This is a genomic window from Nocardioides scoriae, from assembly GCF_900104965.1.
Taxonomy (GTDB): Bacteria; Actinomycetota; Actinomycetes; order Propionibacteriales; family Nocardioidaceae; genus Marmoricola; species Marmoricola scoriae.
Genome location: NZ_LT629757.1, coordinates 1,777,954 through 1,802,797 on the forward strand (window position 1 = coordinate 1,777,954; position 24,844 = coordinate 1,802,797).

Below are 24,844 nucleotides of genomic sequence, written 5' to 3' on the forward strand. Positions count from 1 at the left end.
TGGTGTGGTGGTGCTCGTCGTCGTGCTGGTCGTCATGGGTGTAGCTCGTGGTGCTGGATCTGGTCGTACGTGGTGGCCCCGCGCGCCGCTTCCCCACGGCGCACGGGGCTGCTCGTGGTCAGCCCGTGGGCTGAGGGGTGGGGACCAGCGCGTCGGGGGCGCTGGTCCCATCGTGGCCGGGACCACTGACAGTCGGATCGGTGCGCAGCAGCGCGATCTCGCTCTCGAAGTCGGCGGCGCTCTGGAACGACTTGTAGACGCTGGCGAAGCGCAGGTACGCCACGGCGTCCAGCTCGCGCAGCGGGCCGAGGATGGCCAGGCCGACCTCGTGGGCCGGCACCTCGGCGCGCCCGTTGGCCCGCAGCACGTCCTCGACGACCTGGCCCAGCCGGGCGAGGTCGCCCTCGGAGACCGGGCGGCCCTTGCAGGCCTTGCGGACCCCGGCGACGGCCTTGTCGCGGGTGAACGGCTCGGTGGCCCCGCTGCGCTTGCAGACCACCAGCTGCATCTGCTCGACCGTGGAGAACCGCTTCTCGCAGGTCGGGCAGGTGCGGCGGCGACGAATCGCCGTGCCGTCCTCGGCGACGCGCGAGTCGAGGACCCGGGTGTCGGTGCTGCGACAGAAGGGACAGTGCATCGGGCCCTCCTCTCGAGGGTTCAACCTGTGGTCAGGCCTGTGGATTCCGTGTGGACGACGGGGGTTCCCTGTGAGTAACCCGACCCGCCCTGTGGGACTAGATGTGGATAACTACATCCGTGTAACTACTAGATGTAGTGAACCGTAGACCGCGCCGCCGACGCCGTGCAACCAACCGCGGCGTGTCGATCTGGGTGGTTGTGGCGTGTTCCGTCATCCGTGCAGGTCAGCGCCGCGATCCGTCTCGAAATTCGGTGCGCGCGTCCGGTAGTCCACCGCGTGTCCACCTCCAGGTCACCCGTGCGGACGTCTCCTCCACACCCGGTTCTGGGGTTGTGGACCGCGACGGAGTGTCAGCCACCACACTGGCTGCCGTGAGCGACACCGCGCGGCACCGCGCCACCGAGCGCACCCGGCGCCCTGCCGAGCCCGGCCCGGGCGCCGGCCGGCGACGTCGCCGGCTCGCCCTGCTGGGCCTCGGATGCCTCGCGGCCCTCGCGGCGTGGCTCGTCCTCGTCGCGGTCTGCATCGACCTCGGTCGCGAGCTGCGTGCCGGGGACGGCAGCCCGTGGCTGGTCCTGGTGGTGGCCCTCCTCGGCGCGGTCGCCTCGCTCCTCGCGGCGCTGCTGCTCGGCGTCCGGCTGCGGTCCGCGGCGCGCTCCCCCGCCCGCGTGGTCGGCCGCCGCCGGCTCGAGCGCTGAGGACCAGGCCCCTGCTGCGGGCTGCTGGCTGCTGGTCGGTCGTCAGCGTGCCGGACGACGATCAGCTCGGCACGTCCGGTGCCCCTCCAGGCGTGGCCCAGCGGCCGCCGGCCGCGAACTGATCGTCTGTCCGCACGCTGCGCCCGCGAGGTTGTCCACAGGTCGGGAAGATGGTGTGGCGACGCCCTGACCTGGGTAGATACCGTCTCGACGTTCTCGGGACTAGCTGTTGAGGTGAAGGATGCGTCGACTGAGCCGCGTGGTGACCAGTGTGACGAGCGTGGTGTCGCTGGCCGTGCTCGCGGGGTGCGGCGGGAGCCCTCCCGAGGCCGCCCCGGCGCCCACGCCGTCGCCCCCCACGGAGACCGCCACCCCCGAGCCTGCGGCCCCGACCCCTCCAGCAGGCCTGTCGACCAAGTCTGAATCGGGCGCCAAAGCAACGGTCGCCTACTTCTTGGCCAGCATGGCCTTCGCTGGGGACAGCGGAGATGTGTCGAACTTTCGACAGACGTTCACCGACGAGTGCACTAAGTGCGAGGCCATCGCGCGGGGAATCGAGCGTACTTACAAGTCAGGCGGATACATCCGCGGCGGCGCGTGGAAGCCGAGCTACCTCAAGTTCTATTCGATCCAGGGTGACATCGCATATATCGATGCAGGGGTCGCCTATTCCCCTCAGGAGTACAAGCCCAAGGCTGGAAGCCCAACTCAGAAGGCCCCAGGGGGACAACGCGTTCTCAAGGCCTTTCAGCTTCGTTGGATCGCCGGCGAGTGGCGCGTAGGAGCCTTGGATCCCGAAGCATGATGCGCCGACTCCTCTACATCACGGCACTGCTCCTCTTCGCATGTTGTCCAGTTGCATCCGCCGACACGGACGTCCGTCCAGGCCCGGCGAACACGTTTGAAACGTGGACCAAGGAGGCCAAGCAGCAATCACTGATCGATTCGCAGAACCCTGCTTCACCTCAGATCTCAAGGGCGCAAAGGCCAGCGATGAACAGCAGCCAGCCCATAGTGACCTATGACTACCGAAACCCCTGCGACTCAGGAGTCGGGAATCCCGCCACGGGCGCGGGCGTCTGCCCCAACACTTGTCCGCCGGGAAGCACCCAGTACCGACAGTGGCAGATCAGCCCCGCTGGTGAGACCCCACTGGGCTTCGTGTGCACCGGAGCAGGTGAGCCAGCTCCCGCGGCGAATGCCGCCGCCCCTCCCCCGCCCCAGGTGACCGATGCGATGGTGCTGGCGGCGTTCCGGAGGATCCCGCTGCCGGAGCTGCGGGCGCAGAGCCAGCCGGCCGACAAGACGCTCATCAACTTCGACACCATCTTCTTCACGCAGGCCGAGCCGCTGACGCGCGAGCTCACGCTGCTGGGGCAGGACGTCCGGCTGGAGATCGAGCCCAGCACGTTCGTGTGGGACCACGGCGACGGGACGACCAGCACGACGAGGACGCCGGGGGCGGCGTACCCGAGCAAGGACGTGGTGCACCGGTACGCCGACGCCCGCGTCACCGTCGAGCACCGCGTGACGGTCACCTGGACGGCGCAGTGGTCGCTCAACGGCGGGCCGCTGCGGCCTGTCGACGGGACCGTCACCACGACCGGGCCGCAGACGCCGCTCCGTGTGGCCGAGGCCAGCCCGGCGCTGTCGGGCCAGCGCTGAGGACGTGCTGACCAGCGCCCGACCACGGGCTCCGCGGCGCTGGTCCCGCGCGGTTCGCGGGGCCACACTGCTCCCGTGACGACCAGGACCTCGCACCGTGCCCGGCTGGCCTACCTGGCGGTCGCGTCGCTGGACACCTGGCTCGCCGGCCGCTCGGACCACGTCGGAGCCCGCCGGTGGACCAAGCCGTTGCTGATGCCCGTGCTGGCCACGTCACTCGCCACCGACCCCCGGGCCACCGGGTCGCCCCTGCGCACTGCCACGCTGGCGGCCCAGGTCGGCGGGTGGGGAGGGGACGTCGCCCTGCTCGGCAAGGGCACCTCGCCGTTCCTGGCGGGGATGGCCAGCTTTGCGGCCGGCCACGCGGCGTACCTCGCCGGCCTGCACCAGGTGCGAGCCGCGCGACCGTTGTGGCAGGCACCCGGCCTGCGAGCCGCGCTCGCCACCTGGGTCGTGTCCGCACCGCCCCTGGCCTACGCCGCGCACCGACGTCAGCCCGAGCTCGGCCCGCCCGTCCTCGCGTACGCCGCGCTGCTCGCCGTCCTCGCCGGCGCCACCACCCACCTCGACCCGGATCTGCCCGTCGACGCGCGACGCCTGCTCGCGGCCGGCGGCTGGACGTTCCTCGTGTCGGACACGCTGCTCGCGCTGCGGTCGTTCGTGCTGGACGACGCTCCCCCGGCCTTGGAGTCGGCCGTGATGGCGACGTACACGTTGGCCCAGTTGATGCTCAGCGAGGGGGCCGCCCGTTCGACGACATCGTCGGCTCGGCACCACTGGACGTCCTTTTCAGCTACCTGACGGCTGTTGCAACACCCGCCAAGTGACTGATTACCCGGACGTCCGGGTAATCAGCGGCCCCAGGACAGACGAACGGGGTGGGACCGCAGCGCGGTCCCACCCCGTCTCTTCCCCCGTGCGGCGACCCGGGTCGAAGAGGTCGTCGCACGTCATGGCGGCCCGTGGCGGACGGGCCGGTGACTCAGCCGCGGGGGACGGCGAGCTTCTGGCCCTCGGAGATCGTGGAGGAGGGCAGGTCGTTGAGGGCCTTGATCTCGTAGACCATCTCGCGGACGTGACCGGGGGCGGCCACGTCGCTGGCGATGTCGTAGAGGGTGTCGCCGGGCTGGACCTGGACGGTCCGCACGGGCTCGGCGGTGCCGCCACCGAGGCTGGCCACGGCCCAGCCGCCGCCGAGGGTGACGAGCGCGGCCACGGCGATGCCGACGAAGGTGAGGGTGATGACGGCGCGACCGCGGCGGGTCAGGCGCACGGCGGCCCGCGCCGGGCGCACCGCGTGCCGGGAGACCGCGGCGGCGGCCGGGGCCACCGCGGGGTGGCGCTGGGCCGGGACCAGGGCGACCGGCGGCACCGGGGCGGGGGCCACGCGCAGCTCCGGGGCCACCTCGCGGGCGGCCGGCTCGAGGCCGATGGCCTCGACGGGCGAGGCGAAGTCGAAGGACGGGACCGAAAGGAGGTGCCGCGACGTGGCGGCGCGACGGACCGTCGTGCCGGACGTGGGGACGACCTCGGGGGCAATGCTCAGCGTGCTCATCGATCAACCTCTTTCGGGGAAGTGCCGGGTCCTCGTGACCCGACGTGGGTGGCGACCCCTGCTGTGTGCTGGACCATGTCTAGCGGCGACCTCTGACAGCCTCTGGAGCACTTCGGCGTCGTCGGGTTCGAAGAGACGTTCGATCGAACACGTGTACGACGTTAGAGCAGGTGTTCGAGCCGCACAAGCATTCCTCGAACAAATGTTCGCCTCGTGCGTCACACCCACCCCACGGATCACGCGACACGCCGACGACGCGCCGCGACACGCACTTCGAACAGGTGTTTGAAGTGCCGCCGCCTGCTGGACTACGTTGCCTGCATGGCGACGCGCGACTCAGACAGCAAGAAGACCGAGACCACGACCCGCGGCACGGTCTCGGAGCTCCCCGACGCCGCGCCCGACGTGACCGGACTGACGCCGCGTCAGCAGCGCATCCTCAACACCCTGCGCGAGTCGATCGAGAAGCGCGGCTACCCGCCGAGCATCCGCGAGATCGGCACCCTGGTGGGCCTGACGAGCTCCTCCAGCGTCGCCCACCAGCTGCGGGTCCTGGAGCAGAAGGGCTTCATCAAGCGCGACCCCAACCGGCCGCGCGCGCTCGAGGTCTTCATCCCCGAGCTGATGGCCGCGCGCCGGGCGATCGCCAGCGCCGACGAGTCCCCCTACGACCCCACGGGCTCCGGCGACGCCATGCCGACGGCCACGATGGTCCCGATGGTGGGGCGGATCGCCGCCGGCGGACCGATCCTGGCCGAGGAGCGGGTCGAGGACATCTTCCCGCTGCCCAAGTCGCTGGTCGGCGACGGCACCCTGTTCCTGCTCGAGGTCTCGGGCGACTCGATGGTCGACGCGGCGATCTGCAACGGCGACTACGTCGTGGTGCGCCAGCAGCCGACCGCCGAGAACGGCGAGGTCGTCGCGGCGATGCTCGACGGCGAGGCCACCGTCAAGACCTTCCAGAAGAAGGACGGCAAGGTCTGGCTGATGCCCCACAACGAGGCCTACGACCCCATCGACGGCACCTACGCCACGATCCTGGGCAAGGTCACCGCGGTCCTGCGCCGCATGTGAGCCGTCTGCTCGGCGGGGGCCTCAGCCCCCGCTGAGCCGCTGCAGCGCCTGGCGCACCACCGCCGGGTCCTCGGTCTGCCACATCGGGGGCAGGCTCGCCCGCAGAAAGCCGCCGTAGCGCGCGGTCACCAGTCGCGGGTCGAGGCAGGCCACCACGCCCCGATCGGTCGTGGTGCGGATCAGCCGGCCGGCGCCCTGCGCCAGCAGCAGCGCCGCGTGCGTGGCCGCCACCGACATGAAGCCGTTGCCGCCGCGCTGGTCGACCGCCCGCTGGCGCGCCGACATCAGCGGGTCGTCGGGTCGCGGGAACGGCACCCGGTCGATGAGCACCAGCTGGCAGGTGTCCCCCGGCACGTCGAGCCCCTGCCACAGGCTGAGGGTCCCGAACAGGTTGGTGTGGGGGTCGCCGACGAACTGCCGCGCGAGCTCGGGCAGCTGCGCGTCGCCCTGCGCCAACGTCGTCAGGTGGGGCAGCACCTCGCGCACGTGCTCCGCAGCGGCCTCGGCCGCCCGCCGGCTGGAGAACAGCCCCAGGGTGCGGCCGTCGGCCGCGTCGACCAGCTCGGCGATCTCGTCGAGGTGGCGCTGCGTCAGGCCGTCGCGGCCCGGCTGGGGCAGGTGGCGGGCGACGTAGAGGATCGACTGCCGGCGGTAGTCGAAGGGCGAGCCGACGTCCAGGCCCTCCCACGACTGGGTCAGGTCGTCCTCGTCGCGCGTCTCCGGGACCGGCGTCTCGGCCGTCACCCGCTCCTTGGCCCACAGTCCCAGCGAGCCGGCGACGGCGTCGAAGTCGCCCCCCAGGCGCAGCGTCGCCGAGGTGAAGACGGCCGTCTTCTCGGCCAGCAGTCCCTGGCGCATCGGCAGGGCCACGTCGAGCGGAGCCACGTGGAGCATGTGACCCCCGCGGACCCGGTCGCGCTCGCTGACCCACAGCACGTCGCGGTCCGAGCCCGCAGCCATCCGCTCGGCGGTGGCGAACAGCTCCTGCGCCCACCCCTTGGCCTGCGCGGCGCCCGGGTCGGCGGGCTCGCCGGAGCCGATGGCGGGCTCCTTGGGCAGCGCGCTGATCAGGGCCCGCGCGGCGTCGCGGACCAGGGCCAGCGCGTCGCCGAGCACCTGCGGGACGGCGTCGAGCCGGCCCACGGGCGCCTCGACGAGGGCGTCGAGCAGCGCCTCGGCGGCGTCGCCGAGGTCGTCGGCCTGGCTGCCCTCGACGTAGCGGGCCGCGCGGCGCGAGGTCCGCTCCACCTCCCCCACCGACAGCTCGTCGGTGGCTGCCTGCGTCACCCGCGACACCAGCTCGTGGGCCTCGTCGACCACCACCGCGTCGTACGCCGGGATCATCGGGATGCCCTCGATGGCGTCGATGGCGAGCAGCGAGTGGTTGGTGACGATCACGCGGGCGCGCTGGGCCCGCTCGCGCGCCAGCTCGGCGAAGCACTCCTGGCCGAAGGGACACCGGGAGGCACCCAGGCACTCGCGGTGGCTGACGCTGACCTGGCGCCACACCCGGTCGGTGTGGCGCGGGGCGTGGTCGCGCTCCCCCGTGCCGCCCTCGCGGGCCTCGTCCTCGACCCACTCGCGCAGCGCCAGCACCTCGGCCCCCAGCGAGCCCTCGACCACGTCGGCGGCGTCGATGAGCGCCCCCTGGTCGTCGGGCACGCCCTCGCGGACGCGGTGCAGGCAGGCGTAGTTGGACCGGCCCTTGAGCACCGCGAACGACGAGTCACCGGCCCCGAGCCGATCACCCACCGCCGCGGTCAGCGCCGGCAGGTCCCGCTCGACGAGCTGGTGCTGCAGCGCCAGGGTGGCCGTCGCGACCACCACCCGGTCGCCGTGCAGCAGGGCGGGGACCAGGTAGCCGAGCGACTTGCCGGTGCCGGTGCCGGCCTGCACCAACAGGTGACGCCCGGTCTCCAGGGCCCGCGCCACCGACTCGGCCATGGTGACCTGACCGGCGCGCTCCTGCCCTCCCAGCGCGGCCACGGCAGCGGCGAGGACCTCGGCGACATCCGGGTCGGCGGCCGCCCGGCTCGTCCCGACCTCCGGCTGCTCGACCACCGCAGCACCCTATGTCGCGGCGGGCGCCTGGCGTCCCGGGCCCTCCCCGGCTGTGGACGGGGCCGGCAGCAGCAGCGGCAGCGAGCCCAGGGCCAGCCCGCCCGGGACCAGCGCCAGCAGGCTCCAGGGCGCCAGCACCAGGGCCAGGCCCGTGGCCAGGACGGCCCCCAGGACCACCAGCCGGGCCCGGCGCACGCGCGGTCGCGAGGCCAGCCGGACCCCGGCCCACGCTGCCAGCGCGGCGAGCACGAGCACGAGCAGCGGCGGCCACCAGCGGTCGCCGAGCACGGGGGTGACCCGCAGCGGCCACGGCAGCCGCTCGACCTCCGGACTGCGCGAGCCGAGGACCGCGTCGAGCCGCACCGGCGTACCCGCGTCGAGCCGCCCGGTCGTCACGACGACGCCCGCGCCACCGATCCGCGGCCGGCAGGCCCGGTCGCCGACGCGGCAGGTCACCGCTTCCGGACGGCCGGGCAGGTCGACGCTGAGCCGCGAGCGCAGCACCGGCATCCCCCAGCCCGCAGGCAGCGCGTCGAGGCGCAGCCGGGCCCGGTCGTCGGTCTCCGAGGCCGGGACGAGCACGCCGGGCATCCTCCAGCGCAGCACGTAGACGTGCTCGCCACCCAGCTCCCGGTCGTGGTCACCCGCCCGCACCACCAACGTCGACCCGGTGCGCTCGAGCGCGACCTCCTCGACCTGCCCGTCGCGGGTGACGGTGACCTCGCTCGGCAGCCGACGCACGCGGCCGTCACCCGGGTCGGCGAGGTCGAAGACCCGGACCAGGCCGGCCCGGGGCGCCCCGAGGCTGACCCGGAGGGTCTCGGCCGCGCTGAGGGTGCCGCGCCCGTCCAGCTCGTACGCCGCCCGGTAGTCGGTCACGGTCGCGCCCCGCAGCGCCTCCGGCACCGGGTCGCCGGTCCGCAGCAGGGGCAGCAGCACCAGCCCCACGAGCAGCAGCGCGGCCGCCCCGCGCAGCACCGACCTCACGACCGGTGGCTCACGGGGAGGGTGGGGTCGTGGGGCACAGGCGCCAGGCTAGGCGCCCGACACCGCTCCGGGGGCGTACGCCGCGAGCTCGCCGGCCAGCACCTCGTTGACCCGGGCCTGCAGCACGGTGCCGTCGCCGGTGTGCTCGAGCGCCAGCACCTCGCCGTGCTCGTGCACCTTGGAGAGCAGGTCGCCGCGGTCGTAGGGCAGCAGCACCGAGACCTCGACGGCCGGGGTGGGCAGCTCGCCCTCGATGGCCTCCAACGCCTCGGCGATGCCCTCGCCGGTGTGGGCGGAGACGACCACGGAGTGGGGCTCGCGCTGCTTGAGCCGGGCGATGACCAGGGGGTCGGCGACGTCGGCCTTGTTGATGGCCACCAGCTCGGGCACCTTGTCGGCGCCGATGTCGGCGAGCACGGCGCGGACCGCCGCGAGCTGGCCCTCGGGGTCGGGGTGCGAGCCGTCGACGACGTGGACGACGAGGTCGGCGTCGGCGACCTCCTCCAGCGTCGAGCGGAACGCCTCGACCAGCTGGTGGGGCAGGTGGCGCACGAACCCGACGGTGTCGCTCATGGTGTAGACGCGGCCGTCGCTGGTCTCGGTGCGGCGGGTGGTCGGGTCCAGGGTCGCGAAGAGCGCGTCCTCGACCAGGACGCCGGCGTCGGTGAGGCGGTTGAGCAGCGAGGACTTGCCGGCGTTGGTGTAGCCCGCGATCGCGACGCTGGGGATCTCGTGGCGCTTGCGGCCCGAGCGCTTGGTGTCGCGGGTCTTCTTCATGTGCGACAGGTCGCGCCGCAGCTTGGCGATCTTGGTGTTGATGCGGCGGCGGTCGGTCTCGATCTTGGTCTCACCGGGTCCGCGGCCACCGATGCCGGCACCGCCGGCGACCCGGCCACCCGCCTGGCGCGACAGGTTGCCGCCCCAGCCGCGCAGCCGCTGCTTCATGTAGCTCAGCTGCGCCAGCTCGACCTGGGCCTGGCCCTCGCGCGACTTCGCGTGCTGGGCGAAGATGTCGAGGATGAGGGCGGTCCGGTCGACGACCTTGACCTTGACCTTGTCCTCGAGGTTGCGCAGCTGGCTGGGGGCGAGCTCGCCGTCGCAGATGACGGTGTCGGCGCCGGTCGCCTTGACGATCTCGGCGAGGCCCTCCACCTTGCCGCGGCCGACGTACGTCGCGGGGTCCGGGCTGTCGCGCCGCTGGTAGAGCGCGTCGAGCACCTCGGAGCCGGCGGTCTCGGCGAGCAGCGCGAGCTCGGCCATGGAGTTCTCGGCGTCTTGCACGCTGCCGTCGGTCCAGACGCCCACCAGGATCACGCGCTCGAGGCGGAGCTGGCGGTACTCGACCTCGGTGATGTCCTCGAGCTCGGTGCGCAGGCCTGCGACGCGGCGCAGCGAGTGGCGGGCGGCGAGGTCGACCTCGCCGGTCGTCTCCTCGCGCTCGTCGGGCCACGTGTCGGGCGGGGCGGGCTCGTCGGACCGGTCGGGCCCGCCGGGGCGGTCCACAGGGGTGGGGTGGTCGTGGCGGTCCTCGTCCCAGGTGGCCGTGGCAGCCAGCTCGTGGGCGAGGTCGAAGGGTTCGGGTGCGTTCGTCATACGCCCTCCAGGTTAGTCCGCCCCCGTCTGGGGTGCGAACGAGTTCTCGTCCACACCTCGTGGTGCGGCAGACGTGGCGCCCCCCACCCCTCAGACTGGGGCCATGGCGGACTTCCGCCGCGCACCGGTGCGCGGCCACACGGCCGGCTCGCTGGCGTGGGCGCTGCTCTACGTCGCGGTGATGGCGCTCGGGCGTCTGGTGGTGCTCCCGGAGACCGGGCTGGCGCTGTTCTGGCCCGCCGCCGGCGTGGCCGCGCTGTGGCTGCTCCGCGGCGCCACCCGCCGCGAGGTCGTGCTCGACGGCGCGCTCCTGGCCGCGGCCACCGCGCTGTTCTTCTGGCACCTGGGCCCGCCGGCGGCCCTGCTGCTCGCCGGCGCCAACCTGGTGCAGGCCCTCGTGGTGCGCTGGGCTCTGGCCCGGGCCGAGGGGCGCAGCCCGACGTCGTCGCTGCGGCCCCGGCTCGAGCGGGCGGCCGACCTGCTGCGCCTGGCCGCCGCCTCGCTCGGCGCCGCCGTGGTCGGGTCGGCCCTCGGCACCCCCGCCTCGTGGGCGCTGACGGGCGAGCTCAGCTGGAGCACGACCCCCGTCTGGGTGGTCCGCAACGCGTGCGCCCTCTACGTCCTGGTCGCCGTCGTGCTCGCCCTGCGCGGACCTGGCCCGGATCCGGACGCCCCGCGCCTCGCGCTGACCGCCGAGCCCCGCGCCCGCGCCGGGCTCGAGCTCGCGGCGGTCGTGCTGGCCACCACCGGGCTCGGCAGCCTGGTCTTCGGGGCCGACCAGCAGCTGCCGGTGACCTACCTGGTGCTGGTCACCTCGGCCTGGATCGGCTTCCGCTTCGTCCCCGGCGTCGGCGCGCTGCACTGCCTGGGCTTCGGGACCCTCGCCGTCGTCGTGACCCTGCTCGGCTGGGGCCCCTTCGCGGCCCTGCCCGACCCGAGCGTGCGCGCGGTGGCGCTGCAGCTGTTCGCGGCCGTGACGACCTCGCTGGTGCTGCTGCTCGCCCTGGGGGTCGCCGAGCGCGCGGCCCTCGCGCGGCAGCTGCGGCTCTCCGAGTCGAGCGCCACCGCCCGGGCGCGGCTGCTCGGCGCGGTGACCGAGGCCCTGACCGACGGGCTGTGCGTGAGCGACTCGTGGGGACACGTCGTGATGGCCAACTCGGCGGCGGCCACCCTCGGCGGCGCCGACGCCGACGGGCGCCACGTCCACGACCCCGCGGACGTCGGGCTCACCCGCGTCGACGGCAGCGCCGTGCCGCCCGGCGAGCTGCCGCACGCCCGCGCGCTGCGCGGCGAGAGCGTCCCGGCCACCGACGTCGTGCGGGTCGACCCGCTCACCGGCGCCGAGACCGTCCTGTCGGTCACGGCGGTGCCGCTGCACCACGGCGAGCCCGACGAGGCCGGCGCAGAGCACCCGATGGCCGTGGTGCTGCTCCGCGACGTCACCCGGGAGCGGGCCGACAGCCGGGTGCTGCAGAGCTTCGCCGGTGTGGTGGCCCACGACCTGAAGAACCCGCTGACCGGGGTCCTCACCTGGGGCGAGGTCGCCCGCGACCAGCTCGCCGAGGCCCGCCCCGGGCTCGCGGCCCTGGGACGGGACGACACCGCCGACGCGGTCCTGGCCAGCCTGGAGAGGATCCACGGGGCGGCGACCCGGATGGACCGGCTCATCGACGACCTGCTCGGCTACACCGTGGCGGGCAGCGCCGAGCTGAACCCCACCTGCCTCGACCTCGACGCGCTGCTGGTCGACGTCGTGCGCGACCTCGGCCTCGGGGGCGGCGACCGGGGTCACGACGGCCCCGCGCCGGCCGACGACGGGACCGGCGGCCCCCTCGTGCAGGTCGGCCCCCTCGGTCGGGTGCGGGCCGACGAGGTGCTCACGCGCCAGCTGTTCGCCAACCTGCTCGGCAACGCGGTCAAGTACGTCGCCCCCGGCGTGCGGCCCCACGTCCGCGTCACCGGCCAGGTCGTGGGCGAGGACCTCGAGGTCCGCGTGGTCGACAACGGGGTCGGGATCCCCCGCGCCGACCGCGGCAAGGTCTTCGACAGCTTCTTCCGCTCGGCCGCGACCGGCGACTACCCCGGCACCGGCCTGGGGCTGGCCATCTGCCGGCAGGCCGTCACCCGCCACGGCGGCCGGATCGCGGCGTACGACGGGCCGGGGACCGCCGCGGGCCCGGGCGGTCCGGGCACCACGATCGTGCTCACGCTGCCGCTGGACGTCGCGACCGGTGCGGGTGCGGCGCCGGGTGGCACCGCCGCCGTCGACTCGGTGGCCCTGGCTGCGGCCCTGCCGAGCGAGGGTTCCGGCCACGGGGACGACCCGCTCGCCCCCTCGCCGCTGCGCCCGACCGACTGACCGGCGGCGCGACCTCCCACACCCGGCTCAGCGCCGGGTGCGCACCACCAGCGCCGACCCACCACCGCGCCGCACCGGCTCGGAGACGGCCGTCAGCCGGCCCCGCGACCCGAACTCGATCGCCGTGGCGGCGCCGATCTGCGCGGCGCTGGTGAAGGCGTCGCCGGCGGGGGTGAGCCTGTGGCCGAGCGCTTCGAGGGCCGGCCCGTAGGCGGCGATGAACTCCGGCTCGGCGGTGATGCTCGCGGTGTTGCGCTGCGAGCCGCGCGGGGCGGCGATCGCCTCCTGCACGCTCATCCCACGGTCGAGGCGGTTGAAGAGCATCTGCAGCACGGTCGTGATGATCGTCGAGCCGCCCGGGGACCCCAGGGCCAGGAACGGCCGCCCGTCGCGCAGCACCAGCGTCGGCGACATCGACGAGCGGGGCCGCTTGAGGGGCTGGATCCGGTTGGGGTCGGTCGCGTCGTACGTCGCGCCGTAGGAGAAGTCGGTCAGCTCGTTGTTGAGCAGGAACCCGCGGCCGGGGACCGTGATGCCCGAGCCGCCGGTCTGCTCGATGGTGAGGGTGTAGTCCACGACGTTGCCCCACCGGTCGGCCACGGTCAGGTTGGTCGTGGAGATGTTCTCGGTGTCGGTCTCGGGCCGGCGCTGACGGGTGCCGTCGGCGCAGACTCCGTCGTAGGAGCTGACGTCGCCCGGGTCGACCGGCTTGGTGGCGGCGGCAGCCGGGTCGATCTCGCAGGCGCGCTCGCGGGCGAAGCGGTCGGAGAGCAGGTCGTTCAGCGGGACGTCGACGAAGCGGGGGTCACCGACGTACTCCCCACGGTCGGCGAAGGCCAGCGCGCTGGCCTCGAGGTAGTGGTGCAGCGCCTGGGTGTCGCCGAGGGCGGGGACGTCGTAGCGCTCGAGGATGTTGAGCGCCTCCCCCACGGTGGAGCCGCCGCTGGAGGACGGCGCCATGCCGTAGACGTCGTAGCCGCGGTAGCGGATCCGGGTGGGCGCCTGGTGGGAGACGCGGTAGCGCGCCAGGTCCCGGGTGGTGACGAACCCCGGGGGGACCGGCAGCTCGGGGTCGGCGACGGTCGGCGGCCGCTGCACGGTGCGGGCGATCTCGCGGGCGAGCGGTCCGGTGTAGAACGCCTTGGTGCCCTTGCGGGCGATCAGCCGGTAGGTCGCGGCCAGGTCGCGGTTGCGCAGCACCGTGCCGGGCTCGGGGGCCTGGCCGCCGGGCAGGAACAGCTTGGAGGTGGCGGGGAAGTCGGAGAACCGCTCGCGGTTCTGCTCGGTCTGCTCGGCGAAGGTCTGGTCGACCAGGAAGCCCCGGTCGGCCAGGCGTGCGGCGGGCCGCAGCGCGCGGGCCAGGCTGCGCCTGCCCCAGCGGTCGACCGCCGTCTTCCAGGTCGCCAGCGTGCCGGGCGTGCCGACGGCGACACCGCTGGTGACCAGCTCGGGGGTGAACCGGTAGGGCTGCCCCGTGTCGGGGTCGGTGAAGGCGTCGCGGGGCATCGTGGCCGGCGCGGTCTCGCGTCCGTCGATGGTGCGGACCCGTCCTGAGCGCGCGTCGTAGTAGACGAAGTAGCCACCGCCGCCGATGCCGGCGCTGTAGGGCTCGGTGACGCCCAGCGCAGCGGCCGTGGCCACCGCGGCGTCGACTGCGTTGCCCCCCGAGCGCAGCACCTGCAGCCCGACCCGGGACGCCTCGGGGTCGACCGAGGTCACGGCCCCGCCGTAGCCGACGCTGGTGGGCGTCTTGGTGTTGTAGCGCCGGGCGCGCTCGCCCGACGGGGCCGCGAGGGCGGGCGCGGCCCGGTGCGTCCCGTCCGCAGCGGGGGCCGCCTCGGCCGGGGCGAGCGCGAGGCCGGCGACGCCGGTGGCGATCACCGCCGCGCTGGCGACGAGGCGGGTGGACGAGGTGCGGCGCGACATGGGGCCTCCCGAGAGCGGCGCCGGGGGTACGGCGCGTCGTGCCATTGAAGTGCCCCGCACCGACGACCGCAATCGTCCTGCCGCCCCGGTTTGGCGGGCCGGGGCCCGGGTACGCGGGACCGCATGAGCGACTCCCCCGCCGACAGCGGCCACGGCACGGACGGTCCCGAGGTGTCGACGCCCCCGGGCGTCCCCGAGGACGGCGACGGCCCCGGCCTCGCCGCGGGCGGGCAGGGCACCGAGCCGCCGGCCGGCCACGAGGCCTCCGGTGACGAGGGCCCCGCGACGGGCTCGACCTCCGGCGGCACCATCGCCGTCGAGGACGAGCAGCCCGACCCCGACACGACGTCGGAGGAGACGGCCGAGCAGCAGGAGAACACCGAGGCCTCGACCGAGCAGCCGAGCCAGTGACCGGGCCCGCGGACGACCGGACCGGCCCCGCCACGGGCGAGACCCCGGCCACCGAGGTGACCGAGTCCGACCCGAGCGCCGACAGCGTCGACCCGACCGACGAGCACGACTCCGGCATGGGCGTCAGCAGCGAGCGGGCCGGGTCGATCCGGGGCGTGGACCGCGGCGTGCGATACGACGAGGCGCCGACCCACACCGACGAGGCCCCCGACACCGGTGACGACGGCGAGCCGCTGCCCGAGCAATCGGCCCGCGACGGGCGTCCGGAGGTCCACCCCGACCCGGTCGGGACCCACGACCACGACAGCGACCGCAACCCCCGCCACGGCGTCTAGGCGGCTGCGTCCCCCAGGGGTCGTCCCCCGCGGGCTCGTCCCCCGCGGGCGGGGCCTCAGCGGTGGCGTCCGGGCTCCAGGTCGCGCGACCACAGCACCGTGCCGGCGGCGTTGCGCAGCGACACCGTGAGCAGCCCGTCGGCGGCGATGTCGACGTGGCCGAAGAACTGGTTGCCGCCGCGCGGCGACTGGTTGGGGTAGTCGGCCGCCCTGGCGAAGACCTGCTCCGGCCCGAAGGTGCCGTCCAGCTGGCTGGGCCCGAAGGTGCCGGCGTTGATCGGCCCGGCGACGATCTCCCAGAACGGGTCGAAGTCGGTGAACGCCGCTCGCCCGGGGCTGTAGTGGTGGGCTGCGCAGTAGTGCACGTCGGCGGTGATCCACACGACGCCGGGCACGCCCCTGAGGCCGCGCAGCACCCGGGCGAGCTCGAGCTCGCGCCCCAGAGGTGCGCCGGGGTCGCCGTTGGCGATCGACTCCTGCGCCGTGCCGTCGGGCACGACCATGCCCAGCGGCAGGTCGGCCGAGATCACCTTCCACGTGGCCGTGGAGCGGCGTACCTCCCGCACCAGCCAGTCGGCCTGCTCCCGGCCCAGGATCGGGGTCTCGCGGGCCTCCAGGCCGGCGGTGTTCGGGGACTTGTGCGTGCGCATGTCGAGGCAGAAGACGTCGAGGTGGGCCCCGCGCTCGATCCTGCGGTAGATGCGTGCCTCGGCGAAGCCGGTCCGCCCGCGGCCGCGGGTCTGGCCGACCGCGATCGGCTGGTACTCCTGCCACGCACGGCGGGCCCGCGCGGCCAGCACGTCGACCCGCTTCTCGGTGTAGCGCGGGTCGTCGAGCACCTCGCCGGGCCACCAGTTGTTGACCGTCTCGTGGTCGTCCCACTGCGCCACGACGGGGGTGTCGGCGTAGAAGGCGCGGACGTGGTCGTCGAGGAGGTTGTAGCGGTGGCGACCGCGGAACTCCCCCAGCGTCTCGGCGACCTTGGAGACCTCGGGGGTCACCAGGTTGCGCCACACCTGGCCGTCGGGCTCGACCACGCGCTCGAGGATCGGGCCGTCGGCGTAGATGGTGTCGCCGGCGTGGACGAAGAAGTCGGGCCGCGTCGCGTGCATCGCGGCGTACGCCGTCATGCCGCCGAGGTCGGGGTTGATCCCCCATCCCTGGCCCGCCGTGTCACCGGTCCACACGAACGACGTCGCCTCGCGCCGGTGCGACGCCGTGACGAACCGGGAGCGGCCCACCTCGCCGCGGGTGCCGTCGGGCGTCTCGAACCAGAGCTCGGCGAGGTGCTCGCGTCCCGGCGCGAGCCCGGCCACCTCGATGCGGGCGGTGAGGTCGGAGCGCACGGTGGCCCAGGGACCCCGCACCACGCGCCGCTGCCGGCCGCTGCCGACGCGGGCGACCAGGCGGCCCTCCCCGGACGCCCGGGCCCACAGCACGGCTGACCGGCTGGTCACGTCGCCGGTCTGCACGCCGTCGGTGAGCGCGAGCCCCCGTCGCAGCTGGCCGGGCGCGGTGCGCCCCACGGCCCGCGCCTCGGCGGGCGAGCCCACCGCCCCGAGGGCCAGCAGCCCGGCCGATCCGGCGAGCAGGTGTCGGCGGGAGGGTCCGGACGGTGCGGAGGTCATGTCTGCAGCCCACCGCGACGGCGTGTCCACCGGCCCACCGCCAGGTGAACGGCGGCCGACCGTCGAGGCTCACCTCGACGTGGCGGACCGGGGCCGCCCCGCTCCAGGACTGAGGATCGGACCCTCGCCCGCCGCCACGGCCGGCCCGTCGCGCCAGGGCGCGAGGGTGGCAACCCCACCCGCCGCGGCGCTCGCCAGCAACGTCCTGCGGTGCAGGACGGCGCGAGGCCGACCCCGGTGGTCACCAGCACCGGCGTCGGAGCGGTCATCGGCCAGGAGGGGCGGGCGAGGATCCATCGCGACACCATGACCCACCAAGTCTGATCGACTTCGGTGGGGAGCACGAGCTACTTCGGGGGCATTCGGATGCCGCCGTCGACGCGGACGGTCTCGCCGTTCATGTAGGAGTTGGTCACGCACTCCACGACCATGCTGGCGAGCTCGTCGGGCCGGCCCAGGCGCCGGGGGTAGAGCACGGACTCGCCCAGCTTGGCCTTGAACGCCTCGGCCGCCTCGCCCTCGCCGTAGATCGGGGTGTCGATGAGGCCGGGGGCCACGGTGTTGAGCCGGATGCCGACGGCCGCGAGGTCCCGGGCCACCGGGAGGGTGAGGCCGACGACGCCGCCCTTGGACGCGGAGTACGCCGCCTGGCCGATCTGGCCGTCGAAGGCCGCCACGCTCGCCAGGTTGACGATCGCCCCCCGCTCGCCGGACGCGGTCGGCTCGGTGCGCCCGATCGCGGTGCCGACCAGCCGGATGCAGTCGAAGGTGCCGATGAGGTTGATGCGGACCACCCGGCTGAAGGCCTCGAGGTCGGCCGCGGAGTCGTAGCTGCCGTCGCGCCCCACCGTGCGCTGCGCCCAGCCGATGCCGGCCGAGTTGACCAGGACGCGCAGCGGACCGAGGCGCTCGGCCTCCTCGATGGCGGCGACGATCTGCTCGGTGCGGGTCACGTCGACGGGGGCGAAGACGCCGTCGATCTCGGCGGCGAGCGCCTCCCCGCGGGCCTGGTCGATGTCGGCCACGACGACCCGGGCGCCCCGGGCGGCGAGCTGGCGGGCGACGGCGGCACCGATGCCGGAGGCCGCTCCCGTGACGATGGCGCTGGCTGCGTTGATCTCCATGCGCGGGATCCTAGGACCGCGGCGGGGTCACGCGGCGACGAGGGTCACAGCGCGGTGAGGCCCTCGGCGACGAGCACGGCCGGCCCGGTCATGAGCACGCGGTCGTCCTCGGTCCAGGTGATGCTGAGCGTGCCGCCGGGCAGGTCGACGGCGTACGCCGTGCCGCGGGGCGCCTCGTCGGCCCGCGCCGCGGCCACCACGACCGCGCAGGCTCCGGTGCCGCAGGAGCGGGTCTCGCCCGAGCCCCGCTCGTGGACCCGCATGGCGACGTGGTGCTCGCCGCGCCGCACCACCAGCTCGACGTTGACCCCGTCGGGGTAGGTGGCGGCGTCGTGGCGGGGCGCCTCGGTCAGCGGACCGGCGTCGGCCAGGTCGTCGACGAACGCCACGGCGTGCGGGTTGCCCATGCTGACGTGCACCGCGGGCCAGCTGCGCTCGCCGATGCCGATCTCGGTGTCGCCCAGCAGCTCGGGCGTGCCCATGTCGACGGTGACGTCGCCGTCGTGCCGGCCGTCGGCGAAGGTCAGCACCTTGACCCCGCCCCGGGTCGCGACCGGCAGCGGGTCGCGCGGGTCGACGTCCGCGTGGGTGGCCAGGAAGCGGCCCAGCACGCGGATGCCGTTGCCGCACATCTCCGAGACCGAGCCGTCGGCGTTGCGGTAGTCCATGAACCACGTCGCCTCGCCGCGGGCCGCGACGGCCGCGGGGTCGTCGGTCGCGTCGGTGCGGACCACCCGGATCACGCCGTCGGCGCCGATCCCGGCGCGCCGGTCGCAGAGCCGGACCACCTGCTCGGGGGTGAGCTCGTGGCGGCCCTGGGCGTCGGGCACCAGGACGAAGTCGTTCTCGGTGCCGTGGCCCTTGACGAAGGAGTACTCGCTCACGGCTCGCGATCCTGTCACGTCCGCCCCACCGGCCGGCGACCCGGCGTCGGACCGGCACGCGGTGGGGCCAGACTGGGCCGGTGCCGAAGACCGCGCCCGACCGCGTGCCCGTCCTGCGCCTGCGGGGCCTGACCCGCCGCCACGGCGAGACCGTCGTGCTCGACGGGGTCGACCTCGACGTCCAGCCCGGCGAGGCGGTCGCCCTGACCGGGCCCAACGGCTCGGGCAAGTCGACGCTGCTGCGCTGCGTGCTCGGCACCGAGGAGCCCACCTCGGGCACGGTCGAGCTCGACGGGCGCCCCCTCGACGAGCGCGACCCGCGGGTGCGCAGCGCGCTCGCGGTGGTCATGGACGACCAGGACTTCTTCCCCGACCTCTCCGTCGTCGAGCACCTCGACCTGCTCGCGCGCGCCCACCGGGTCGCCGACGCCGACGACCTCGTCGACGACGTCCTCGCCCAGGTCGGGCTGGTGGCCCAGTCGGGGCAGCTGCCGGGCACCCTGTCCTCGGGCCAGCTGCGGCGGCTCGCCCTGGCGGCCGCCCTGGTCCGCCCGCGCCGGCTGCTGCTGCTGGACGAGCCCGAGCAGCGCCTCGACACCGAGGGCCTGGAGTGGCTCGGGGCCAGGCTGCGGCGGGAGAAGTCCGAGGGTCTGGCGGTGCTGTTCGCCTCGCACTCCCCGCGGCTGGTCGAGCTGGTCGCCGACCGCAGCCTGGAGCTGGGCCGGCCCTCGTGAACGAGCCGGCCGCGGAGGTCCGCGAGCTCCGCTCCCAGGTGCGCCACTGGCGGCGCGGCCGGGCCGACGCGACGCTGTCGGAGGTGCTGCAGGACGCCTACGTCGCCCTCTTCTCGACGGCGCTGCTCGGCTCGATGGTCGTCAACGTGGTGCTCAACCTGGGCCGCCTGTCCGACACCTTCTGCACCAGCCGGGGCTGCGGTGCCGGACGCACCGTGCTGCCCTGGGCGACGGTGCTGGCCGCGCTGCTGGCGGTCGTCGTGCTGGGTCGCCTGTTCGGCCCGGTCTACAGCTCGCCGGCGGTCTCGTCCTGGCTGCTCCCCTCCCCCCTCGACCGGGGCGCGCTGCTGCGGCCCCGGCTGCTGGCCACCCTCGCGGTGGGCGGCGCGGCCGGGGCGACGCTGACGGCGCTGGGCTTCGCGCTGGTCTCGGTCGTCGGGCTCCCGCTGCTGGTGCTGGCCCTCGTCGGGGGGCTGCTGGCCGCCGCGACCCTGGCGCTGCTGGTCGCGACCCAGGCCGCGGGCGCCCCGGGCGAGCGCACCGCCGCCGCGGGCCAGGCCGTGGTCGCCGCCGGGCTGGTCGGGCTGCTGCTCGCGCTCGCCCTCGGGGTGGTCCCGTCCCTCGAGCCGGTGCGCCGGCTGCCCGGCTGGGCCTGGCCCGCGGTGGTCGCGCTGGCCGTGCTGGCCCTGGCCGCCGCGGGGCGCGCCGTGCGCCGGCTGCCGTCGATGCGGCTGACCGCCCTGGCCCCCGGCGGCAGCCTGGCGCCCGGGCTGTCCGGCGCGCTGGCCAACCTCGACCTGGCCCTGGTGCACGACGTCGTGCTCGGCCACCGCTGGCGTCGCCGCGCCACGGTCGTGCCCCGGCGCGGCGGTCCCAGCGGTCCGCTCGCGCTGGTGCACCGCGACCTGCTGCGGCTGCGGCGCAGCCCGACCTCGCTGCTGCGGGTGGCTGCCGTGGTGGTCGTCCCGTGGGCGGCCGCGGCGTCGGGTGCCGGCCGGCTGACCGTCGTGGTCGCCGTGCTCGTGGGCTTCCTGGTGGCGCTGCCGCTGCTGACCGGGCTGCGGGTGCTGACCCGATCGGTGGCGATGGCGCGGTCGCTGCCGTTCCCGCCGGCCCTGTCGCGGGCGGCCCACCTGGTCGTCCCGCTCGCGGTGCTGACGGCGTACGGCCTGGCGACGGGGCCGGCCACCCACGTGGCCGGCGGCTCCGTGCGCGACACCGTGCTGCTCGGCCTGGCCATCGGCGCCGGCGCCACGGCCGCTGCGGCGCGCTGGGTGACCGGACGGCCGCCCGACTACTCCCGGCCCCTGGTCTCGACGCCGGCCGGGGGCGTGCCGACCAACCTCTACGGCAGCGCGCTGCGCGGCTTCGACATCGTGCTGCTCACCAGCCTGCCGATGCTGGTCGCGCCCGCCCCGACCGGCGAGACGCTGTCGCTGCTCGCCTCGGCGGCGGTGGTCGGCTACCTCGTCGCCCGTCGCTGAGCCGGCCGGCCGCGGGCTCAGCCTCGGACCGGTGGCGGGTCAGTCGTAGACGCGCTCGGCGTACGCCGGGCCGTAGTAGGCGTCGAGCTCGGCGACCGGGGTCTCCGGCCGCTCGAGGGCGTGCGCCACCACGGCGCGGCGCGGCACGACGGCCTCGGGGTCCCAGGTGCTCGGGTCCCACAGCCCGGCCCGCAGGAAGGACTTGGCGCAGTGGTGGAACAGCTCCTCGACCTCCACGACCAGGGCCAGCCGAGGCCGGTGGCCGCGGACCACCATCTCGTCGAGGAACGGCGCCTCGCTGACCAGCCGGGCCCGCCCGTTGACGCGCAGCGTGTCGCCGCGACCGGGGATCATGAACAGCAGCCCGACCTGGGGGTTCTGCAGCACGTTGCGGTAGCCGTCGACGCGGCGGTTGCCCGGCCGCTCCGCGATCGCGAGGGTGGTCTCGTCGATCACGTGGACCAGGCAGCCGGCCGGGTCGCCCTTCGGCGAGGCGTCGCACTCGCCCACCGCCGACGACGTCGCCAGCACGCAGAACGGCGCGGCGCGCAGCCAGGCGACGTCGAGGTCGGTCAGCCGCCGGCGGCCCTTGTGGGCCGCGGCCGGGGTCGGCACGCCCACGATCGCCTCGAGCTCCTCGACGTCGGCGACCTCGGTCCAGGCCGACGTGCGAGGGCGGTGGACGGGCAGCTCGTGCTCCACGGTCATGGGTCGACGGTAGGTGGTGCACCACCCTGCGCGCCCGCAGAACCGGACATCCCGGGCTCGGGGTGCAGCCCGACGAACAGGCTCCACGGCTCGCCGTCGGGGTCGCTCGGCGCCGCGGCGACCTCCTCGAGCAGCTCGTGCAGCCGGGCGCGCACCCGCGCCAGGTCCTCGGGCCCCAGCCGGAACCCCAGCCGGTAGGTCTGCAGGGCGCCCGGCGGCAGCCCGGCCACCTCCTGCAGGAAGGTCGTCACGAGCAGGTCCTGGCCGCCGGTCCGCAGGTCGTGGTCGCCTGTGTCGACGTAGAACGACTTGCCCGAGGCGAGGTAGGGGCGGGTCCGCGAGCCGCGGGCCCCGCGGCGCACCTCCTGGGCGACGAGGAAACCGGTGTCGACCAGCGTCCGGACGTGGTGCAGCACCGAGGCGGGGTGCATCCCCAGCGCCTCGGCGAGCTCGGCGTTGGTGCGCGGCTCGTGCAGCGCCAGGCGCAGGATCCGCAGCCGCAGCGGCGAGGCCAGCGCCCGGCTCTCGGCCTCGTCGGCGGGCCGTCGTCCCCAGGCCTGGCGGGGCGTCCCGACCGGCAGCCGGCCGTGGGGCGCGGGTGGCGGGTCCGGACGCGGCGCGGGCTCCATGACGCGAAGGCTAACTGATTGACTTTTCCCAATCACTTCCGCACGATGCACCGGTGAGCCTCACGAGCGCGACCCGGCGCGCCAGCCTGTTCCGCCAGCACGACTTCCGCCAGCTCTTCCTCGCCGACGCCATCAGCCAGGTCGGGACCCAGCTGAGCGTGCTGGCACTGCCGGTGCTCGCGGTCAAGGTGCTCGGCGCCAGCGCCTTCGAGATGGGGCTGCTGGCGACCTGCGAGTTCCTGGCGTTCCTCGTGATCGGGCTGCCCGCCGGCGCCTGGGTCGACCGCTGGCGCAAGCAGCGGGTGCTGGTCGCCGCCGACGTCACCCGGGCGCTGGCCCTCGGCTCGCTGCCGCTGGCCTGGTGGGCCGGGGTGCTGACGCTGCCGCAGATGTTCGTGGTCGCGCTGGTGGTCGGCACGGCGACGCTGTTCTTCGACGTGACCTACCAGAGCTACCTGCCCGACCTGGTCGAGCCCGACGACATCGGGCCGGGCAACGCCCGCCTGCAGGCGGTGCAGTCGGTGGCGCAGATCGGCGGGCCCGGCCTCGGCGGTCTGCTCATCCGGGCCGTGGGCGCGCCCGTCACCGTCGCGGTCGACGCGGTGAGCTTCCTCGGCTCCGCGCTGTTCGTGCGGCGCATCCGCCACGTCGACACGCCTCCGCCCCGCGCCGACCGGCGCCCGCTGGTCGTCGAGGTGCGCGAGGGCCTGGCGTTCGTGTTCTCGCACCCGCTGCTGTGGCGGATCACGGCGTGCACCAGCACGAGCAACCTGTTCTCCTCGATGAGCGGCGCCCTGCTCGTGCTGTTCTGCCTGCGCGAGCTCGACCTCGACGAGGGCCACATCGGCCTGGCCATGGGTCTCGGTGCGGCCGGCGGGCTGCTCGGGGCGCTGGCCACGCCCACCATCAACCGGGTCGTCGGCGAGGGCCGCACCATCCCCCTCAGCACGCTGTTCTGGCTGCCGGCCGGGGCGCTGATGCCGCTCGCCGGCACGGTGATCCCGCCGATGGTCGCCCTGACGCTGTCGAGCCTCGTGCTGACCTTCGTCGTGGTCGTCTACAACGTCACCCAGGTCAGCTTCCGCCAGCGGCTGTGCCCGCGGCCGCTCCTGGGCCGGATGAACGCCTCCATCCGGTTCCTCGTCTGGGGCGTGATGCCGGTCGGCGCCTTCGTCGGCGGCGTCCTCGGCGAGGCCGTCGGCGTGCGGGCGGTGTTTTGGATCTCGCTCGCCGGCAGCGCGCTGTCCGCGGCCATCGTGGTGTTCTCCCCGCTCATGGGAATGCGCGACCTGCCACGCGAGCTCGACCGGCTCAGCGGGACCTGAGCGCGCCCGTCGCGGCGACCGCGTCCAGCGCCCGGTCGACGCGCTCGGGGTCGTCGTGGGCGACCCAGGCGACCCGGTCGTCCTTGCGGAACCAGCTGTCCTGGCGGCGGGCGAAGCGCCGGGTCCCGGTCACCGTCTGCTCGCGGGCCTGCGCCTCGGTCAGCTCGCCGTCGAGCAGGTCCAGCACCTGTCGGTAGCCGATCGCGCGGCCCGCCGTACGCCCCTCGCGCAGGCCGTGGCCCACCAGCCGCTGCACCTCCTCGACCAGTCCGGCCTCCCACATCGCGTCCACCCGGGCCCCGATCCGCCGGTCCAGCACCGCGCGGCCGGCGTCGACCCCGACCTGGACGCTGCGCGGGTCGACGTACGCCTGGACGGGGAGGGTGGCGGTGAACGACCGGCCGGTGATCTCCACGACCTCCAGCGCGCGCACGACGCGACGTCCGTTGCTCGCCATCACCTGGGCCGCCGCGGCGGGGTCGACCTCGGCCAGCCGTCGGTGCAGCGCCTGCGCCCCCTCGGCCTCGAGCTCGGCCTCGAGCCGCGCCCGGACGTCCGGGTCGGTGCCCGGGAACTCGAACCGGTCGAGCACGGCCCGGGTGTAGAGCGCCGAGCCGCCGACCAGCACCGGCACCACGCCCCGGCTGCGGCAGTCCGCGATCGCCGCGCGCGCCCAGCCCTGGAACTCCGCCACGCTCGCCGGCTCGGTCACCTCGAGCACGTCGAGCAGGTGGTGGGCGATCCCCCGCCGCTCGGCCGCGGGCAGCTTGGCGGTGCCGATGTCCATGCCGCGGTAGAGCTGCATCGAGTCGGTGTTGACCACCTCGCCGCCCAGCCGCTCGGCGAGGTCGAGCGCGAGGTCGCTCTTGCCCGCCGCCGTGGCCCCCACGACCGCCACCACGGGCAGGCCGGCGCCCGGCGCGGCGGGAGGCGGGGCGGAGGGGGTCACCCCCCTAGTGTCGACCGCTAGTTTGGGGGGTCCAGCGGCGGGTACGCCGCGCACAGCACTGCCACACACCGGGAG

The 24,844-nt window shown here is 74.7% G+C and carries 23 protein-coding genes; 11 read left to right on the forward strand and 12 right to left on the reverse strand.

Annotated elements, in window-relative coordinates; genetic code table 11:
• Positions 1-118: 118 nt before the first annotated feature.
• On the reverse strand, positions 119-637 hold the full coding sequence (nrdR, locus tag BLU55_RS08470; RefSeq protein WP_091728412.1) for a transcriptional regulator NrdR: 519 nt from the start codon (positions 635-637) through the stop codon (positions 119-121).
• A gap of 374 nt (positions 638-1,011) precedes the next feature.
• On the opposite strand from nrdR, the gene BLU55_RS08475 reads away from it, so the two are divergent.
• From BLU55_RS08475 to BLU55_RS08485, 4 genes are all read left to right on the forward strand, one after another.
• Positions 1,012-1,338 carry a hypothetical protein gene (locus BLU55_RS08475; RefSeq protein WP_091728414.1) on the forward strand — a complete coding sequence of 109 codons (327 nt, stop codon included), beginning with the start codon at positions 1,012-1,014 and terminating at the stop codon, positions 1,336-1,338.
• Between the two features lie 259 nt (positions 1,339-1,597).
• Positions 1,598-2,143: a DUF6318 family protein gene (locus tag BLU55_RS19440; protein ID WP_157682800.1), complete on the forward strand. Its 546-nt coding sequence runs from the start codon at positions 1,598-1,600 to the stop codon at positions 2,141-2,143.
• 419 nt (positions 2,144-2,562) lie between these two features.
• Entirely contained in the window at positions 2,563-3,003 is a 441-nt protein-coding gene (locus tag BLU55_RS08480; protein WP_157682801.1) for a hypothetical protein, read from the forward strand.
• 75 nt (positions 3,004-3,078) lie between these two features.
• Positions 3,079-3,804 carry a lysoplasmalogenase gene (locus tag BLU55_RS08485; protein WP_091728421.1) on the forward strand — a complete coding sequence of 242 codons (726 nt, stop codon included), beginning with the start codon at positions 3,079-3,081 and terminating at the stop codon, positions 3,802-3,804.
• A 181-nt stretch (positions 3,805-3,985) separates the two neighbouring features.
• Here the strand turns inward: BLU55_RS08485 and BLU55_RS08490 are convergent, their stop codons facing one another.
• Entirely contained in the window at positions 3,986-4,558 is a 573-nt protein-coding gene (locus BLU55_RS08490) for a LysM peptidoglycan-binding domain-containing protein (RefSeq protein WP_091728424.1), read from the reverse strand.
• 321 nt (positions 4,559-4,879) lie between these two features.
• Here BLU55_RS08490 and lexA point away from each other — a divergent pair, with 321 nt between their 5' ends.
• On the forward strand, positions 4,880-5,632 hold the full coding sequence (gene lexA / locus BLU55_RS08495; RefSeq protein ID WP_091728427.1) for a transcriptional repressor LexA: 753 nt from the start codon (positions 4,880-4,882) through the stop codon (positions 5,630-5,632).
• Positions 5,633-5,653: 21 nt separating this feature from the next.
• Here the strand turns inward: lexA and BLU55_RS08500 are convergent, their stop codons facing one another.
• Genes BLU55_RS08500 through hflX form a run of 3 tightly spaced genes read right to left on the reverse strand, consistent with a single transcriptional unit; the run spans position 5,654 to position 10,273 of the window.
• Positions 5,654-7,693: an ATP-dependent DNA helicase gene (locus BLU55_RS08500; RefSeq protein ID WP_407938415.1), complete on the reverse strand. Its 2,040-nt coding sequence runs from the start codon at positions 7,691-7,693 to the stop codon at positions 5,654-5,656.
• Positions 7,694-7,702: 9 nt separating this feature from the next.
• Entirely contained in the window at positions 7,703-8,680 is a 978-nt protein-coding gene (locus BLU55_RS08505; RefSeq protein WP_157682802.1) for a DUF2207 domain-containing protein, read from the reverse strand.
• 48 nt (positions 8,681-8,728) lie between these two features.
• Positions 8,729-10,273 (reverse strand): GTPase HflX, encoded by a 1,545-nt coding sequence (hflX, locus tag BLU55_RS08510; protein ID WP_172833888.1) that lies wholly within the window; start codon positions 10,271-10,273, stop codon positions 8,729-8,731.
• Between the two features lie 103 nt (positions 10,274-10,376).
• Here hflX and BLU55_RS08515 point away from each other — a divergent pair, with 103 nt between their 5' ends.
• On the forward strand, positions 10,377-12,632 hold the full coding sequence (locus BLU55_RS08515; RefSeq protein WP_091728432.1) for an ATP-binding protein: 2,256 nt from the start codon (positions 10,377-10,379) through the stop codon (positions 12,630-12,632).
• 27 nt (positions 12,633-12,659) lie between these two features.
• On the opposite strand, the gene ggt is transcribed toward BLU55_RS08515, so the two are convergent.
• Complete coding sequence (gene ggt / locus BLU55_RS08520; RefSeq protein WP_091728436.1) at positions 12,660-14,558, reverse strand: gamma-glutamyltransferase; 1,899 nt, start codon at positions 14,556-14,558, stop codon at positions 12,660-12,662.
• Positions 14,559-14,681: 123 nt separating this feature from the next.
• On the opposite strand from ggt, the gene BLU55_RS08525 reads away from it, so the two are divergent.
• Both BLU55_RS08525 and BLU55_RS08530 read left to right on the forward strand, forming a co-directional pair.
• Positions 14,682-14,969 (forward strand): hypothetical protein, encoded by a 288-nt coding sequence (locus tag BLU55_RS08525; protein ID WP_091728439.1) that lies wholly within the window; start codon positions 14,682-14,684, stop codon positions 14,967-14,969.
• Positions 14,966-15,304 carry a hypothetical protein gene (locus BLU55_RS08530; protein WP_091728441.1) on the forward strand — a complete coding sequence of 113 codons (339 nt, stop codon included), beginning with the start codon at positions 14,966-14,968 and terminating at the stop codon, positions 15,302-15,304. The genes BLU55_RS08525 and BLU55_RS08530 overlap by 4 nt, the downstream gene beginning before the upstream one ends.
• A gap of 56 nt (positions 15,305-15,360) precedes the next feature.
• Here the strand turns inward: BLU55_RS08530 and BLU55_RS08535 are convergent, their stop codons facing one another.
• The 3 genes from BLU55_RS08535 to dapF all read right to left on the reverse strand — a co-directional run bounded on the left by BLU55_RS08535 (position 15,361) and on the right by dapF (position 18,940).
• Positions 15,361-16,932 carry an alkaline phosphatase D family protein gene (locus BLU55_RS08535; protein WP_091728444.1) on the reverse strand — a complete coding sequence of 524 codons (1,572 nt, stop codon included), beginning with the start codon at positions 16,930-16,932 and terminating at the stop codon, positions 15,361-15,363.
• A 347-nt stretch (positions 16,933-17,279) separates the two neighbouring features.
• Entirely contained in the window at positions 17,280-18,056 is a 777-nt protein-coding gene (locus BLU55_RS08540; protein ID WP_091728447.1) for an SDR family NAD(P)-dependent oxidoreductase, read from the reverse strand.
• A gap of 44 nt (positions 18,057-18,100) precedes the next feature.
• Entirely contained in the window at positions 18,101-18,940 is an 840-nt protein-coding gene (dapF, locus tag BLU55_RS08545; protein WP_091728450.1) for a diaminopimelate epimerase, read from the reverse strand.
• Between the two features lie 80 nt (positions 18,941-19,020).
• On the opposite strand from dapF, the gene ccmA reads away from it, so the two are divergent.
• Together ccmA and BLU55_RS08555 are read left to right on the forward strand one after the other, a co-directional pair.
• A complete protein-coding gene (gene ccmA / locus BLU55_RS08550; RefSeq protein WP_231917114.1) occupies positions 19,021-19,674 on the forward strand; it encodes a heme ABC exporter ATP-binding protein CcmA in 654 nt (217 codons plus the stop codon).
• Positions 19,671-21,158, forward strand: coding sequence for a DUF6297 family protein (locus tag BLU55_RS08555; protein ID WP_091728455.1), 1,488 nt, complete (start codon positions 19,671-19,673; stop codon positions 21,156-21,158). The genes ccmA and BLU55_RS08555 overlap by 4 nt, the downstream gene beginning before the upstream one ends.
• Positions 21,159-21,197: 39 nt before the next feature.
• Here BLU55_RS08555 and BLU55_RS08560 read toward each other — a convergent pair whose 3' ends face one another.
• Together BLU55_RS08560 and BLU55_RS08565 are read right to left on the reverse strand one after the other, a co-directional pair.
• Positions 21,198-21,866, reverse strand: a complete 669-nt coding sequence (locus BLU55_RS08560) for an MSMEG_1061 family FMN-dependent PPOX-type flavoprotein (RefSeq protein WP_091728457.1) — start codon at positions 21,864-21,866, stop codon at positions 21,198-21,200.
• Positions 21,863-22,495, reverse strand: a complete 633-nt coding sequence (locus BLU55_RS08565) for a helix-turn-helix domain-containing protein (RefSeq protein WP_091728460.1) — start codon at positions 22,493-22,495, stop codon at positions 21,863-21,865. The genes BLU55_RS08560 and BLU55_RS08565 overlap by 4 nt, the downstream gene beginning before the upstream one ends.
• A 53-nt stretch (positions 22,496-22,548) precedes the next feature.
• Here BLU55_RS08565 and BLU55_RS08570 point away from each other — a divergent pair, with 53 nt between their 5' ends.
• Positions 22,549-23,820: an MFS transporter gene (locus BLU55_RS08570; RefSeq protein ID WP_091728463.1), complete on the forward strand. Its 1,272-nt coding sequence runs from the start codon at positions 22,549-22,551 to the stop codon at positions 23,818-23,820.
• On the opposite strand, the gene miaA is transcribed toward BLU55_RS08570, so the two are convergent.
• The gene (gene miaA / locus BLU55_RS08575; RefSeq protein ID WP_091728465.1) at positions 23,807-24,769 is read right to left on the reverse strand and encodes a tRNA (adenosine(37)-N6)-dimethylallyltransferase MiaA; all 963 of its coding nucleotides are present in this window, start codon (positions 24,767-24,769) and stop codon (positions 23,807-23,809) included. The genes BLU55_RS08570 and miaA overlap by 14 nt on opposite strands.
• Positions 24,770-24,844: the final 75 nt, after the last annotated feature.